General features: G+C 67.0%; 10 protein-coding genes. 7 read left to right on the forward strand and 3 right to left on the reverse strand.

The genetic code is table 11. From position 1 onward, the window contains the following. The first annotated feature begins 23 nt into the window (after positions 1 to 23). The 3 genes from ARTH_RS19090 (at position 24) to ARTH_RS19100 (ending at position 3,994) form a co-directional block, all read left to right on the forward strand. A complete protein-coding gene (locus ARTH_RS19090; RefSeq protein ID WP_011693594.1) occupies positions 24 to 2,222 on the forward strand; it encodes a putative bifunctional diguanylate cyclase/phosphodiesterase in 2,199 nt (732 codons plus the stop codon). 80 nt (positions 2,223 to 2,302) lie between these two features. Then, positions 2,303 to 3,322, forward strand: coding sequence for an aldo/keto reductase (locus tag ARTH_RS19095; protein ID WP_011693595.1), 1,020 nt, complete (start codon positions 2,303 to 2,305; stop codon positions 3,320 to 3,322). Positions 3,323 to 3,343: 21 nt separating this feature from the next. Further along, positions 3,344 to 3,994 (forward strand): MBL fold metallo-hydrolase, encoded by a 651-nt coding sequence (locus tag ARTH_RS19100; protein WP_011693596.1) that lies wholly within the window; start codon positions 3,344 to 3,346, stop codon positions 3,992 to 3,994. Positions 3,995 to 4,116: 122 nt separating this feature from the next. Here the strand turns inward: ARTH_RS19100 and ARTH_RS19105 are convergent, their stop codons facing one another. Beyond that, on the reverse strand, positions 4,117 to 6,024 hold the full coding sequence (locus tag ARTH_RS19105) for a DEAD/DEAH box helicase (protein ID WP_011693597.1): 1,908 nt from the start codon (positions 6,022 to 6,024) through the stop codon (positions 4,117 to 4,119). 821 nt (positions 6,025 to 6,845) lie between these two features. On the opposite strand from ARTH_RS19105, the gene cycA reads away from it, so the two are divergent. Then, complete coding sequence (gene cycA / locus ARTH_RS19110) at positions 6,846 to 8,354, forward strand: D-serine/D-alanine/glycine transporter (protein ID WP_011693598.1); 1,509 nt, start codon at positions 6,846 to 6,848, stop codon at positions 8,352 to 8,354. Here cycA and ARTH_RS19115 read toward each other — a convergent pair. Both ARTH_RS19115 and ARTH_RS19120 read right to left on the reverse strand, forming a co-directional pair. Further along, positions 8,351 to 9,748, reverse strand: a complete 1,398-nt coding sequence (locus ARTH_RS19115; protein ID WP_011693599.1) for an MFS transporter — start codon at positions 9,746 to 9,748, stop codon at positions 8,351 to 8,353. The two genes, cycA and ARTH_RS19115, sit on opposite strands and share 4 nt — an antisense overlap. A gap of 107 nt (positions 9,749 to 9,855) precedes the next feature. Beyond that, positions 9,856 to 10,887: an Lrp/AsnC family transcriptional regulator gene (locus tag ARTH_RS19120; protein WP_011693600.1), complete on the reverse strand. Its 1,032-nt coding sequence runs from the start codon at positions 10,885 to 10,887 to the stop codon at positions 9,856 to 9,858. 142 nt (positions 10,888 to 11,029) lie between these two features. Here ARTH_RS19120 and ARTH_RS19125 point away from each other — a divergent pair, with 142 nt between their 5' ends. From ARTH_RS19125 to ARTH_RS19135, 3 genes are all read left to right on the forward strand, one after another. Next, the gene (locus ARTH_RS19125) at positions 11,030 to 12,253 is read left to right on the forward strand and encodes a M20 metallopeptidase family protein (RefSeq protein ID WP_011693601.1); all 1,224 of its coding nucleotides are present in this window, start codon (positions 11,030 to 11,032) and stop codon (positions 12,251 to 12,253) included. Positions 12,254 to 12,279: 26 nt separating this feature from the next. After that, a complete protein-coding gene (locus ARTH_RS19130) occupies positions 12,280 to 13,572 on the forward strand; it encodes an MFS transporter (protein ID WP_011693602.1) in 1,293 nt (430 codons plus the stop codon). Positions 13,573 to 13,663: 91 nt separating this feature from the next. Further along, positions 13,664 to 14,002 (forward strand): hypothetical protein, encoded by a 339-nt coding sequence (locus ARTH_RS19135; RefSeq protein ID WP_011693603.1) that lies wholly within the window; start codon positions 13,664 to 13,666, stop codon positions 14,000 to 14,002. The last annotated feature ends 7 nt before the right edge of the window (positions 14,003 to 14,009 follow it).

Genomic DNA, 14,009 nt, shown 5'->3' on the forward strand with positions numbered 1-14,009 from the left:
CTGGACGCAGAGGACAACAGCACATGGATGCGCAAGCACCGGACAACGCTTCAGGACCAGCGGCCACGCCCCGGGACCCCGCAACCGGGCCTGCCGCGTCCGGGCGCACGTGGAGCCTGCGGCGCGAATGGTCCAGGGCGTTCCTGCTGATGCTCGCCGCACTGCTGATCGGCGCCGTGGTCACGATCGTGGGTGTGCGCGGCCTGATGGACCAGGTGCAGGAAACGTCCGGCCGGTTGCAGCTCGAGCTCGAAAAAGTAGAGACCCTCCGGTCGGCACTCGACAGCCACGAGCAATTGGGGCACCAGTTGCTCTCGAGTGCCCCCGTGGACCGCTCCGCTTTCCTCCGGCAGCAGGAGGAAATAACCCGCGTCTTCGAGGACGTCGCCGCCGTCCTGCCGGCTGAGACAGAAGTGCGGGAAACGATTGCCGCGGCCCGGCAGTCGTGGGAGGAGACCTTGGCGGAACACGGCCTGTGGGGCAGCGGGGTGCTTTCACTCCGGGGCAGCCACGTGGAGGAGACCCCGGCATTGGCCGCCTCCAGCGCAGGAATCCGCAGCAAGCTGGCGGACATCCGGCGCTACTCCCTGGCGGAAATGGACAAGGGACTCGCGCACAGCGCCGAACTCGAGCGGTTCCTGGTTGTCGCGCGCAGCTTCCTGTTCGTGGTGGCAGTGGGCGCTACGGTCTACTTCCGCCGCAGGATGGTCAAGGACCTCATGCGCCCGGTAGGGAGCCTGCACCAGGGTGTCCGCAAGCTGCAGGCAGGCAATTACAACCACCGCATCGAGGTCTTCCGCCGCGACGAACTCGGCGAACTGGCGGAGGCATTCAACGGCATGGCCGCCGCCGTCCACAGCAGCCATGAGACACTTACCCACCGGGCGACGCACGACCCCCTCACCGGCCTGGCAAACCGGGCGGCCCTGATGGAACGCCTCACGGCATCCTTTGGGGCCGGAAGCACCCGCAGGAACCGGAACGAGGGGCTGCTGTTCATCGACATCGACGACTTCAAGGAGGTCAACGATTCACTGGGACATGAGCGGGGTGATGCCCTGCTCATCCAGCTGGCCGCCCGCCTCAAGGGCTGCGTCCGCTCCGACGACGTGGTTGCCCGGCTCGGCGGCGACGAGTTCGCGATCGTTGTGATGGACGACGACGCCGGCTCGGTCACCGCCTGGATCGCCGATCGGATCCACCGGGCGTTGCGCGCACCGTTCTTCGTCGGCGACGACCGGCTGACCGTCACGGCCAGCATGGGCGCGGCACAACGGCGTCCGGAAACCACAGACGCTGCCGAGCTGCTGCGGCAGGCGGACTTCGCGATGTATCTGGCCAAACACGGCGGAAAGGCACGTTTCCAGCTTTTCGACGCCGAGGGCTACGACCATATGACGTACCGCGCCGCCCTCAAACGGGACTTGGCCTCCGCCGTGCCCGCCGGCCAGCTCCGCCTCGAGTACCAGCCCGTTGCCGATCTGAACAGCGGAGCCATCCTCGGCGTCGAGGCTCTGGTGCGCTGGGAGCACCCCACGCTGGGGCTGCTTGCGCCGTCGGAGTTCATTCCGCTCGCCGAGGAGACGGGCGACATCGACGCCGTCGGCTGCTGGGTGCTGGACAACGCGAGCCGCCAGGCGGCCAGCTGGCGGAAATCCCTGCCGCACTGCGGAGACCTCTGGATTGCCATCAACCTCTCCACCATCCAGCTGCCCAACCCGCGGAACCTGGTCGCCATCACGCGCATCCTTGCCGACCCCGCGGCACAGGCGGAAAAGGTGGTACTCGAAGTCACCGAAACAGCCCTTGCTGGCAGCACGGACGGCGGCATCGCCGCACTCAAGGCCCTGAAGGAGACCGGTGTGCGCGTGGCTATCGACGACTTTGGGACGGGATATTCCTCGCTGAGCTCCTTGGCGGTGCTGCCGGCGGACATCCTCAAGATTGACCGTTCGTTCCTTGGACGGCAATCGTCCGAGGCGCAATCGGCGGCGATGCTCGAAGGCATCCTGGGGCTGGCCCGCATGCTCTCCCTCGACGTGATCGCCGAAGGGGTGGAGGAGCCCGGACAGCTGGACCTTCTCCGCGCCCTGGATTGCCCGATGGGCCAGGGCTACTTCCTGGCCCGCCCGGGTTCCGCCGAGGCGATCGAGACGCTCCTGGCTTCGGGTGCCCGCCTTCAGCCCCGCCCGGCAGCACTCGAGCAGGCCGTCGATTCATAAGGAATACTGGCCTTGCCGCAGGAGTTCTTGGCTAGGACGGCACTTCCCGGAACACGCACAGCAGCGAATTGGAGACCCTTATGGCACCGGCACCCGCACCATTGGTCCACCTCGGCGACGGATTGAACGTCAGCCCCCTGGGGTTCGGCGGCATGGCCCTGACCCCGGTCTACGGCGAAGTGGACGAGGCCGAGGCCCTGCGGACCCTGCACCATGCGGTGGATGCGGGCGTCAGCTTTATCGACACTGCGGACATCTACGGCGGCGGCAGCAACGAGGAACTGATTTCCCGGTTGCTCAAGGAGCGCCGGGACGAAGTACAGCTGGCCACCAAGTTCGGGCTGGTGGGCACCCCGTCAACCGGCTATACGGACATCCGGGGTGACGCCGCCTATGTGCGGGAGGCGGTGGAAGCCAGCCTCCGCCGCCTGGGCACCGACACCATTGACCTGTACTACATGCACCGCCGCGACCTCCGCGTTCCGATTGTGGAAACCGTGGAGGCCATGGCGGCGCTGGTGCAGCAAGGCAAGGTGCGGCACCTCGGCCTGTCGGAAGTGACGGCCGAGGAACTGCGGGAAGCCAGCAGCGTCCACCCGATCGCGGCGGTCCAGAGCGAGTGGTCCATCTGGAGCCGCGATGTGGAACGCCACGTTGTTCCCGCGGCGGCCGCACTTGGGGTGGGTTTCGTGCCGTATTCACCGCTGGGCCGGGGATTCCTCACCGGCACAGTGGACGCTTCGAAGCTCGGGAGCGGCGACTTCCGCCGCAACATCCCCCGCTTCGCCGCTGACGCGGCGGATGCCAACCGGGGAGTGGTGGCCGCGGTTCAGGCCGTCGCAGCCGAGCTCACCGTCGCCGGCGAGCCGGCGACTCCGGCACAAGTGGCCCTGGCCTGGCTGTTTGCCCAGGGCAAAAAGCTTGGCCTGCCTGTGGTTCCCATCCCCGGCACGCGCAAGGCGGAACGGATCGACGAGAACCTGGGTGCGCTGTCGCTCAACTTCACCAGTGCGCAACTGGAGAAGCTCGACGCCGCCGCGGACGCCGTCGTCGGCTCCCGCTCGGCGGACCCCAAGTGGGTGTCCCAGGGCCGCGAATAGGGTTTCCGTAGACTGAGGCCCATGGATTCCCTCATTCACGACCTGCGTGACATCACCATCCGCCGGATTTCGGTCAGCGAGATGGACAACAACGTTTATCTGCTCACCAGCAAGGCTTCCGGTGCCCAGCTCCTGATCGATGCGGCCGATGATCTGGCCGCCATCCAAGGGCTGCTTGCGGAGGCCGCCGCGGATACCCCCGCGACGCCGAAGCTGGCGCTGATTGCCACCACCCACCAGCACTGGGACCATGTCCGTGCGCTGCCGGGCCTGGTGGCAGCCACCGGGGTGAAGACGGCGGCCGGGACGGATGACGCCCCGGAACTGCCGGTACCGGTGGACGTCCTGCTGGACCACGGAGACGTGGGCAACTTCGACGGTTTCGACGTGACGGCAGTGCACCTTCGGGGGCACACGCCGGGTTCGGTGGCGCTGGTGTACCAGGACCCGGAGGGGCCTGCGCACATCTTCTCCGGCGATTCACTGTTCCCGGGAGGCGTGGGCAACACCCAGAAGGATCCGGAGCGGTTCAACCAGCTGATCAGCGATGTGAGCGAGCGGCTGTTTGACGTGTACCCGGATGACACGGTGGTGCATCCGGGCCACGGCAAACCCACTACCCTCGGCGCGGAACGCCCGCACCTGGAGGAGTGGCGCGCCCGCGGCTGGTAGCTTTCAGGCTGGCGCTGCGCTTCGTGATTTACGCTGCGCTAAATGCCGGTCGCTGCGGATATACCCGCAGCGACCGGCATTTTGCGTGTCGCCCGCTACTTTAGGTAGCGAAAACGCGAACTCTAGCGGCTGCGGCGTTCGTTCGAGGCCGGAGCCGACGCGCGGCGGGGGCCGCCGCTGCGTGCCGGACGGCCTTCGCCGGAGCGGCCGTTGCCGCCGCCTGCGTAGGATCCGCCCGAGGTTCCGCCCGTGTTGGAAGACCAGACTGCAGCGTTACCGCCGGCCGAGCCGGACTTGCTGCCGGCAGCGGCGCGCTGGCCCGTTGCCGGACGTCCGCTGCGCTGGCCGCCCGTTGCTCCGCCAGTGCGGGGAGCGCCACCGGTGCGGGGAGCACCACTTCGCGGTGCACTGGTGCGGGTTGCGCCGCCGCGGGCGTCGCCACGGCCGTCGGTTGTACGTGCGTCAGACCCGCGGCCGGCCGATGCACGGCCGCCTGCTGCGGGAACGTCGTTGTGGTGCGAGTAAGCAGTGGCACGGCCGCGGCCGCGGGCATTGCGGCGCTCGGCGCGCTCGGCGTCGGCACGGTCCTGGTTCTTTTCCGCCACGCGCTCAGCGGCGTTGCGGGCAGCGGCCTGGCCTTCATAGGCCACGGCACGTCGCTCGGAACGCGGAAGATCGGTGCGCGGAGCCTCTGCTCCGACGCGACCGCGTCCGCCACGTCCACCGCGGCCACCCGCGGTGGGTGCAGCCTGCGTGGTGCGGCGTGCGCGCTTGCGCTCCGCGTTTGCACCGGTGGAGGTGCCGCCGCCCTGGTTGGACTTGGCAGCCAGAAGTGCGGCGCGGGTGCGCGGGTCGATCTTGTCCGCCATTTCGCCCACCAGTTCTGCAACCAGCGGGGAGTTGGCGGTGACGCGCTCGAAGTTGACCTCGACGCCGGCAGCCTTCATGAGCTTCTTGACGTCGGACTGCTGCTCCGGGAGGGTCAGCGTGACCACGGTGCCGTCGGAACCTGCGCGGGCCGTACGGCCTGAGCGGTGCAGGTATGCCTTGTGCTCTGTGGGCGGGTCAACGTGGATCACCAGTTCGACATCGTCCACGTGGACGCCGCGGGCTGCGACGTCCGTGGCCACCAGGACGCGGACGTCGCCGGAGGAGAACTCGGCGAGGTTGCGGTCACGGGCGTTCTGCGACAGGTTGCCGTGCAGGTCGACGGCGGGGATGCCGGCGTCGGTCAGGGTCTTGGCAAGCTTGCGGGCGTGGTGCTTCGTGCGCATGAAGAGCACGCGACGGCCGGCACCGGAGGCGAGTTCGACGATCAGCTGCTTCTTGACGGTCTGGTCGTTGACGACGAGCACGTGGTGTTCCATGGTGGTGACCGCGGCCTGCGGATCGTCCACGGAGTGGGTCAGCGGGTTGGACAGGTAGCGCTGGACGATCTTGTCCACGCCGTTGTCCAGCGTGGCGGAGAACAGGAGCCGCTGGCCCTGGCTCGGGGTCATGTCCATGAGCTTCTTGACCACCGGCAGGAAGCCGAGGTCGGCCATGTGGTCGGCCTCGTCGAGCACGGTGACCTCGACAGCTTCGAGGGTCAGGATGCGCTGGCGGATCAGGTCCTCCAGGCGGCCCGGGCAGGCGATGACGATGTCAACGCCGGCGCGCAGCGCCTTCTCCTGGCGCGCCTGGGAGATGCCGCCGTAGATAACGGTGGTGTTCAGGCCCATGGCCTTGGCCATCGGCTCGATGGTGGCGTTGATCTGGGTGGCCAGCTCGCGGGTCGGCGCAAGGACCAGGCCCATTGGGCGGCCGGGCTTGCGGAAGTGCTTGGCTTCCCGCTCAGCGAGTCGTGCTACAAGCGGGATGGCGAAGGCGATGGTCTTGCCGGAGCCGGTGCGGCCGCGGCCCAGGACGTCGCGTCCGGCCAGGGTGTCCGGGAGGGTCTTGACCTGGATGGGGAACGGCTCGGTGATTCCCTGTGCGGTGAGGGTGTCGGCAAGTTCTTTGGGCGTGCCGAGGCCAGCAAAAGTAGTCATGTGTTTCAAAGGTCTTTCAGGCGGTATCCGTGCGGATATCGGCCCCCGGCGCCGGTTGGCCCAGGGGTTCGCCGAAGAAAAGTCAGGTGATCAACCGGGCTGCTGCAAACCTTGCGGTAGCGGCGGCCGGGACCAAATAGAACGCGTTCATCGACGCAGGATGTGCCTCTCACATGAAAAAAACCCACTCCCTGCCGGACAAATCCTTCGGGGGATCCGGTTGATGAACCGAATCAAAGTGGGCATCACTGCACATCAAGTTCCACCAGTCTAGCATCCGCACGCCGGGGTTCCCTGCGCGGACCGTCCGCCGGCACCTTGAACCCCGGTCCGTCACCGTGGACGTGCAGGTGGCCGCGATCTCGGGTCCCCAGCCGACACACCGGTAGCCGGCGCCCGCAACGTACCACTGCCGATCATTGTTACGTCCAACAACGGACTACAGTTGATGCCCTGAGGCTCGACGTTTGTCGAGGTGCAGGCAACACGGACTGCGGCTGATCCGCCGTCCCTGGAGACGAGGACAGGGAGGCTCCGCCATGGCCCCCCAGCCCGGCACCAAGCGGGGGCACGCCCTTTCCCGTCCGAGGAACCAACGAACAATCGGGGCCGGCCGCCGTCGGCATTCCGGCGTCCCGCCCGCCAGCACCGGTTGCCCCGCCGCGGAGGAGGGGCCCCCGCCCGCCCCCTAGTCTTAATCCACACCCCCAACTGTTACCTCCGTCACATCTGTGGCGGCTCCGTGCGGACGGCGGCGGTGCAACCTGCCGACGGCAGGCCGCCTGCGGCGCATTCCGCCTGAGACAAGGAAAGAAGCACTGATGTCTGAACGCACCACCACGGTTGCCAGGAACACTGCAACGGAAACCGCCCGCGGAGGCCACAGCCAGGAGCCGCACCTCGCCCGGGCACTGGGCAACCGCCACATCCAGCTGCTGGCCATTGGCGGCGCCATAGGCACCGGCCTGTTCATGGGCTCCGGCAAGACCATCTCCCTTGCCGGCCCGTCCGTCATATTCGTCTACATGATCATCGGCTCCATGTTGTTCTTCGTGATGCGGGCCATGGGCGAAATCCTGCTCTCCAACCTGAACTACAAATCCTTCAGCGACTTCGCCGGCGACCTCCTGGGCCCGTGGGCCGGGTTCTTCACGGGCTGGTCCTACTGGTTCTTCTGGGTTGTCACCGGTGTGGCGGACATCGTGGCAATTGCCGGCTACGTGGACAAGCTGGCACCCGGAACCCCGCTGTGGATCCCCGCGCTCATCACCCCCGTCGTGCTGATCCTGTTGAACCTCCCGACGGTCAAGGCCTTCGGTGAAGCCGAGTTCTGGTTCGCGATCATCAAGGTGGTTGCCATCCTGGCGCTGATCGGCACCGGCATCGTCATGATCGCGACGCACTTCACCTCGCCCAACGGCGCAGTGGCAAGCCTCGCCAACATCTGGAACGACGGCGGCATGTTCCCGCACGGCATGTTCGGCTTCATCCTCGGCTTCCAGATCGCCATCTTCGCCTTCGCCGGCATCGAACTGGTGGGCACCGCGGCAGCTGAAACCAAGGACCCGGAGAAGAACCTTCCGCGGGCCATCAACTCCATCCCGATCCGCGTCCTGCTCTTCTACGTGGGCGCCCTGGTGGTCATCATGGCGGTCAACCCGTGGCGGACCATCGACGCCGCCAGCAGCCCGTTCATCGGCATGTTCACCCTGGCCGGCCTGGGAATCGCGGCAGTGGTCATCAACCTGGTGGTCCTCACCTCCGCGGCTTCCAGCGCCAACTCCGGCATCTACTCCACGTCCCGCATGGTCTACGGCCTGGCCCAGGACGGCAACGCCCCGAAGGCTTTCGGCAAGCTGAGCATCCGCAAGGTTCCGCAGAACGCCCTGCTGTTCTCCTGCATCTTCCTGCTCGCCGGACTGGTGCTGCTCTACTCGGGCGACTCCGTCATCGGCGCGTTCACCGTGGTCACCTCGGTGGCATCCGTGCTCACGATGTTCGTCTGGTCCATGATCCTGGTCAGCTACATTGTGTTCCGCCGCCGCCGGCCAGCACTCCACGCCGCGTCCGCCTTCAAGATGCCCGGCGGCTCCTTTATGCCGTACGTGGTGCTGGCATTCTTTGTGTTCATGCTTGTGGCGCTTGCCCAGGCCGAGGACACCCGGCTTGCCCTGGTGGTGGCTCCCCTCTGGTTCCTGATCCTCGGCGCGGCTTGGCATTTCAACCGCAAGACGCCGCTGCAGCAGGCCCGGATCGAAGAGTGGAAGGCTGAGTCTGCGTCAGATAAGGCCGCTGCCGGACGCACAACGGCCGGCTCGCTAGCCAGCTAGGACTTCTTCCGCGCCGCAACCCTCGGCGCAACAACAACGGCGACGACGGCGATGGCGGCCGTGAGGGCGAAGACTCCGGCGAAGGAGCCGCCCGAAACCCCGCCCGCCGTCGTCGTTGCCGTTAACGCCGTGAACACGATCCCGGTGGTGGCCAGGGCCAAAGCTCCGCCGAGGGAGTCGGCAATGGACATGGCCGAACTGTTGAACCCCTCGGTGTCGGGCGTGGACATGGCCAGGGTCATCACGCTCAGGCGCGGATACATCAGTCCCATGCCGCCGCCGGCGGAAATCCAGCCGGCAATCGCGACGGCGGCCGGCCAGCCCAGGACGGTGGTCACCAGGGCGAGGGCCACGGCGGCGAGCACCATCACCGACCCGATCTTCATGGCACGGACGTTGCTGAGCTTGGCGCCCAGGCGGCCCTGGACCGCGGACGCCCCGGCCCACGCAAGGGCGCCGCCGGTGAGGGTCAGACCGGCGAACGTCGGGGAAAAGGAGTACCGCTCCACCAGCAGGTACGGAAGGTAGACCTCTGCCCCAAAGAACGCGGCCGAAACGAGGCCCCGTGCCAGGATCACACTCGGCAGCCCCCGTCTGCCAAGCAGGGTGCCGCGGGGCACCAGCGGGCGCACCGCCACCAGTGCAATCACGACGGCGGCCGCCGCCAGGTATCCTCCGGCCCCCGGCACCTGCGCGGACAGGTTCAGCCCCAGGACGGCCAGCGCCGCAAGGACTGCCCACGCGAGCCGGCCGTAGGACCACCGCCCCGGGTCCGAGCTGCCCTCCGGGACGCCTCGGAGTCCGCGCAGCGCGGGCACGATCATCAGGAGCGCCGGAACCACCAGTCCCACCACGCCCAGAAACACCCAGTGCCAGCTGGCCGCCTGGGCCACGATTCCGGCCGCGAAGGGTCCGACCAGGGAAGGAATGACCCATGCCGCGGAAAACGCGGCGAAAATCTTCGGGTGCAGCAGGGGCGGATAAACGCGCGCCACCACAACGTACAGCGCTACGGTCATGCCGCCGCCGCCCAGGCCCTGCACCAGCCGCCCGGCCACCAGGGCCGCCATGCTTCCGGCCGTTCCGGCGATCAGCAGCCCCAGAACGAACAGGGCAACAGAGGCGTACAGCGGACCCACCGGTCCGCGGCGGTCGGACCAGTTGCCGGCCGCCACCATGCCGATCACCCCGGTGGCGAGCGGTCCGGCGAAGGCCAGGGCATACAAGGCGGCGCCGTCCAGTTCGCGGCTGACCAGCGGCATGATGGTGGTCACGGCGAGGGACTCGAAGGCGGCCAGGAACACCAGGGCACACGCGCCGGCCGTCACCAGCAGGTAGTGGCGGTGCAGGATTCCGGCCTTCTCTGGGGCCTCGGCGGGGGCGCTTCGTTGCACGGTGGTGGCCTGATCAGTCGTTTCGGATGGTGCCTGCCATTAAACACCCCGGGGCCGTGCTGCGCCGGTAGGGGATCACCCGGCCGGCGCCGCCGCTCCCCGCGAGGCTAGGCCTCCAGGCCCAGGCCGGCGGACGGAACAACGGCTCCGGTGGCGGTCGAATCCGGGTTAAGCATCCAGCCCACCCGCTTGGCGGCACTCAGGACCACCACACTTTCCGCCAGTTCGATCCCGGGAATCCGCTGCTGGAGGGCCAGTTCGGCATTCATCACTTCGGCCAGTGATTGCAGCCACATGATGATCACAAAGTTGGTCCGGCCGGTGGTGGACGCGGCAAGCCGGACATTGCGCAAACCGCGAAGTTCCGCAGCGGCGGCCTCGTGCCGGCCGGGCGGCACATTGGCGAACCATTGGCACGTGACCGGGTAGCCGGAGTACTTCTGCGCGATTTCGCAGCGGAAGGACAGCAACTGGCTGGACAGCACCCGGTTCAGCTGCCGCTGGACGGTGGCCGGATTGCGGCGCAGGCTGCGGGCGATCTCAGCCGCCGTTGCCCTCCCGTCCTGCGCAAGGAACGGAATCAGGTCCAGGTGGCTCCGGGGCAGCGGGGCAGCCGTGCCGGCTGGCGGAACGTTGCCGGCGGCCTCGGGTCCGGCGAGCGCGTTGAGGGCGTTCTGCTGCGCCTTGCTCAGGACGTTGAGCCGCCAGGCGTAGCCACCTACGTGAAGCCGGGTGCAAAGGGAGGTCCGGTATTTGAGCAGGCCCGGGATCTCCTTGAACTGCGGCACCACCGACTCGCTGAAGTGGCCCAGGGTGGGAGTGATGACCGTCAGCATCAGGTCGCGGTTGCTGGCAGCTTCCTCCACCGTGACCACCTCCGGGATGGCCGCGAGCGCCGCGGTGACGTCAGCGCGCTGCCGCATTTCGCAGTCCACGTCCACCAGCGCCAGGCACATCTGCTTCGGGTCGCCGATCAGGTGGGCTGTTGTCCACGCGACGCCGGCTGTCCGCAGCCGGTCCCAGCGGGCCGCCAGGGTGGTGGCATGCACCCCCAGGATGCCGGCGGCATCGGACCAGCTCACACGTGGTGCGATTTGCAGCGCATTGATCAGTTCAAGATCGTCTTCGCTGACATCCATCTGCCGTCACCCTCTCACATGCGCGAATCCTGCAAGATCCATCTTACTTTTGATTTTTTCGAGCTATTTCCGTAATTGTGAACCAGCTCACTCCAGAATGGACGCAGGTCACTTACCAATCGTTCGGGAAGTAGGAGAACATATGTCGATCACCGTCGATGCCAAGGAACTGCAGGACGAAATTGCCCGGTTCCGCCACGAACTCCATCGGGAGCCGGAGATCGGTCTGAACCTCCCCCGGACCCAGGAGAAGGTACTCAAGGCCCTGGACGGCCTGCCGTATGAAATCACCCTTGGGGAGAGCACGACGTCGGTCACCGCGGTCCTGCGCGGCGGCGCAGCGCACGCTTCGGCCCGGAAACCGGCGGTCCTGCTCCGCGCGGACATGGACGGCCTGCCCGTCCAGGAACGCACCGGCGTCGACTTCACCTCACGAGTCGACGGCGCCATGCACGCCTGCGGCCACGACCTCCACACCTCCATGCTGGCCGGCGCCGCCCGGCTCCTGGCCGATCGCCGGGATCAGCTGGCCGGCGATGTTGTCCTGATGTTCCAGCCGGGAGAGGAAGGCTTCGACGGCGCCTCTCACATGATCCGTGAAGGCGTCCTGGACGCTGCCGGCCACCGAGTGGATGCCGCTTACGCCATGCACGTGTTCTCCGCCCTGGAACCGTACGCCCAGTTCTGCACCAAGCCCGGCGTCATCCTGAGCGCCTCGGACGGACTTTTCGTCACCGTCCTGGGTGCCGGCGGCCACGGCTCCGCACCGCACTCCGCTAAGGACCCGGTGACGGCCGTGGCCGAGATGGTGACCGCGCTGCAGGTGATGATCACGCGCCAGTTCAACATGTTTGATCCCGTGGTCCTCACAGTGGGCCTCCTGCAGGCAGGCACCAAGCGCAACGTCATCCCGGAATCCGCGCGCTTCGAAGCCACCATCCGCACGTTCTCGGAGGCATCCCGGGAACGGATGATGACGGCCGTTCCCATGCTCCTCAAGGGCATCGCCGCCGCCCACGGACTGGAGGTGGATGTGGACTACCGCTCCGAGTATCCGCTCAGCGTCACGGACGAGGACGAGACGAACACTGCCGAAAGGACCATCCAGGAGCTGTTCGGAGAGTCGCGCCTTACCCGCTGGGCCACCCCGCTCAGCGGTTCGGAGGACTTCTCCCGGGTGATGGCGGAGGTGCCCGGAACCTTTATCGGGCTCAGCGCCGTTGCACCGGGTGCGGATCACACGTCCACCCCTTTCAACCATTCCCCCTACGCCACCTTTGACGACGGCGTCCTCTCCGACGGCGCAGCGCTCTACGCGGAGCTCGCTGTTTCCCGCATCGCGGCCCTTGCGGCTGCCGGCAACTGACCTTCCCACCACTTTTGGAGCACCATATGACTTCCACCGTAGGCATGCCAGCCGAGGTCCAGATTCACAAGTCCCACCTGCGGACCCTCATCGGCACCGGCATCGGCAACGCCGTTGAATGGTACGACTGGGCGATCTACGCCACGTTCTCGCCATTCATCGCCAGCGCACTGTTCAGCAAAGCGGATCCGACGTCGGCCTTCCTGGCCACCCTGGCGATCTTCGCCGTCGGCTTCGTGGCCCGTCCGTTCGGCGGCTTCGTGTTCGGCTGGATCGGTGACCGGATCGGCCGCAAGACGTCCATGACATTCGCCGTCGGTCTGGCGGCGCTCGGCAGCCTGCTGATCGGCGTCGCCCCCACCTTCGAAGCTGTTGGCGCCTTTGCGTCAGTGATGCTGCTGGTGGCCCGCCTGATCCAGGGCCTGGCCCACGGCGGCGAGCTGCCGTCGTCGCAGACCTACCTCTCCGAAATGGCACCCAAGGAAAAGCGGGGCTTCTGGGCCACGCTCATCTACACCTCCGGTACCGCCGGCATCCTGGCCGGGACCCTGCTCGGCGCCATCCTGTCCAACGTCCTCGGCCAGGCCGACATGAACGCATGGGGGTGGCGCATCCCGTTCCTGATCGGCGGCGCCCTGGGCGTTTACGCCCTGGTGATGCGCGCCAGGATGAAGGAGACTGCTGCCTTCGAGTCCGAAACTCCCACCGAGAAGCATGAGCCGATGTGGCCGCAGATCTGGCGGCACCGCAAGCAGGCCCTGCAGGTCATCGGCCTGACCGTCGGCCTCACCGTGAGCTACTACATCTGGGGCGTCGTGGCGCCGAGCTACGCCGCAACCACACTTAAGATGGACCGCGGCGAAGCCCTCTGGGCCGGCGTGATCGCCAACGTCGTCTTCATCGCCGCCCTGCCGTTTTGGGGCAAACTGTCCGACCGGATCGGCCGCAAACCGGTCCTGGTCATGGGCTCCGCCGGCGCCGCCCTGCTGCACTTCCCCATGACCTGGCTCTTGAAGGACTCCCCCTGGCAGCTGGCCGTCACAATGTCCGTGATGCTGTTCTTCATCGCAGCCAGCGCCGCCATCGTTCCGGCGGTGTATGCCGAGCTCTTCCCCACCAGGATCCGCACTGTCGGCGTCGGTGTCCCGTACTCCATCTGCGTCGCTGTCTTTGGCGGCACGGCCCCCTACCTGCAGACCTGGCTTGGCACCATCGGACAGGCCAACCTGTTCAACGTCTACGCCGTGCTCCTGCTGCTGGTCGGCATCGCGTTTGTCTTCACGATCCCGGAGACCAAGGGCAAGGATCTGACGCACTAGGGTTGCCCGAAGCGTCACAGGCCGGGTACGCACACCGGAGCCCCAGCAGGATCTGCGTACAATCGACCGACAGACATCTATTAAGGGAACCATGAAGAAACTCACCACGGCCCTGCTTGCCGCCGGGCTCATCATCTCCGCTTCCGCTTGCTCCGCGCCGGTACAGCTGACCACCGCTGAGACCTGCGACCGGCTCAAGATCGTTGTGACGGACCCCAGCGCCAACGCCGGCAAAACCGGAATGGTCATCCTCGGCAACAAGCTCCGCCCGCTCGTGGGAGGGGCCTCGGACGAGATGAAGCCCGCCGTGCAGGCCATCCTGGACTACGCGGACGAGAACGCCAAGGAAAACCCCGACGCTGACAAGGTGGCCGAGCTGCAGGCGGGGTACCAGAAGGCCGGCGCGACCTTCGGGCAGCTCTGCAACTAAAGTTCCG

The sequence above is a fragment of the Arthrobacter sp. FB24 genome (assembly GCF_000196235.1).
Lineage (GTDB): Bacteria > Actinomycetota > Actinomycetes > Actinomycetales > Micrococcaceae > Arthrobacter.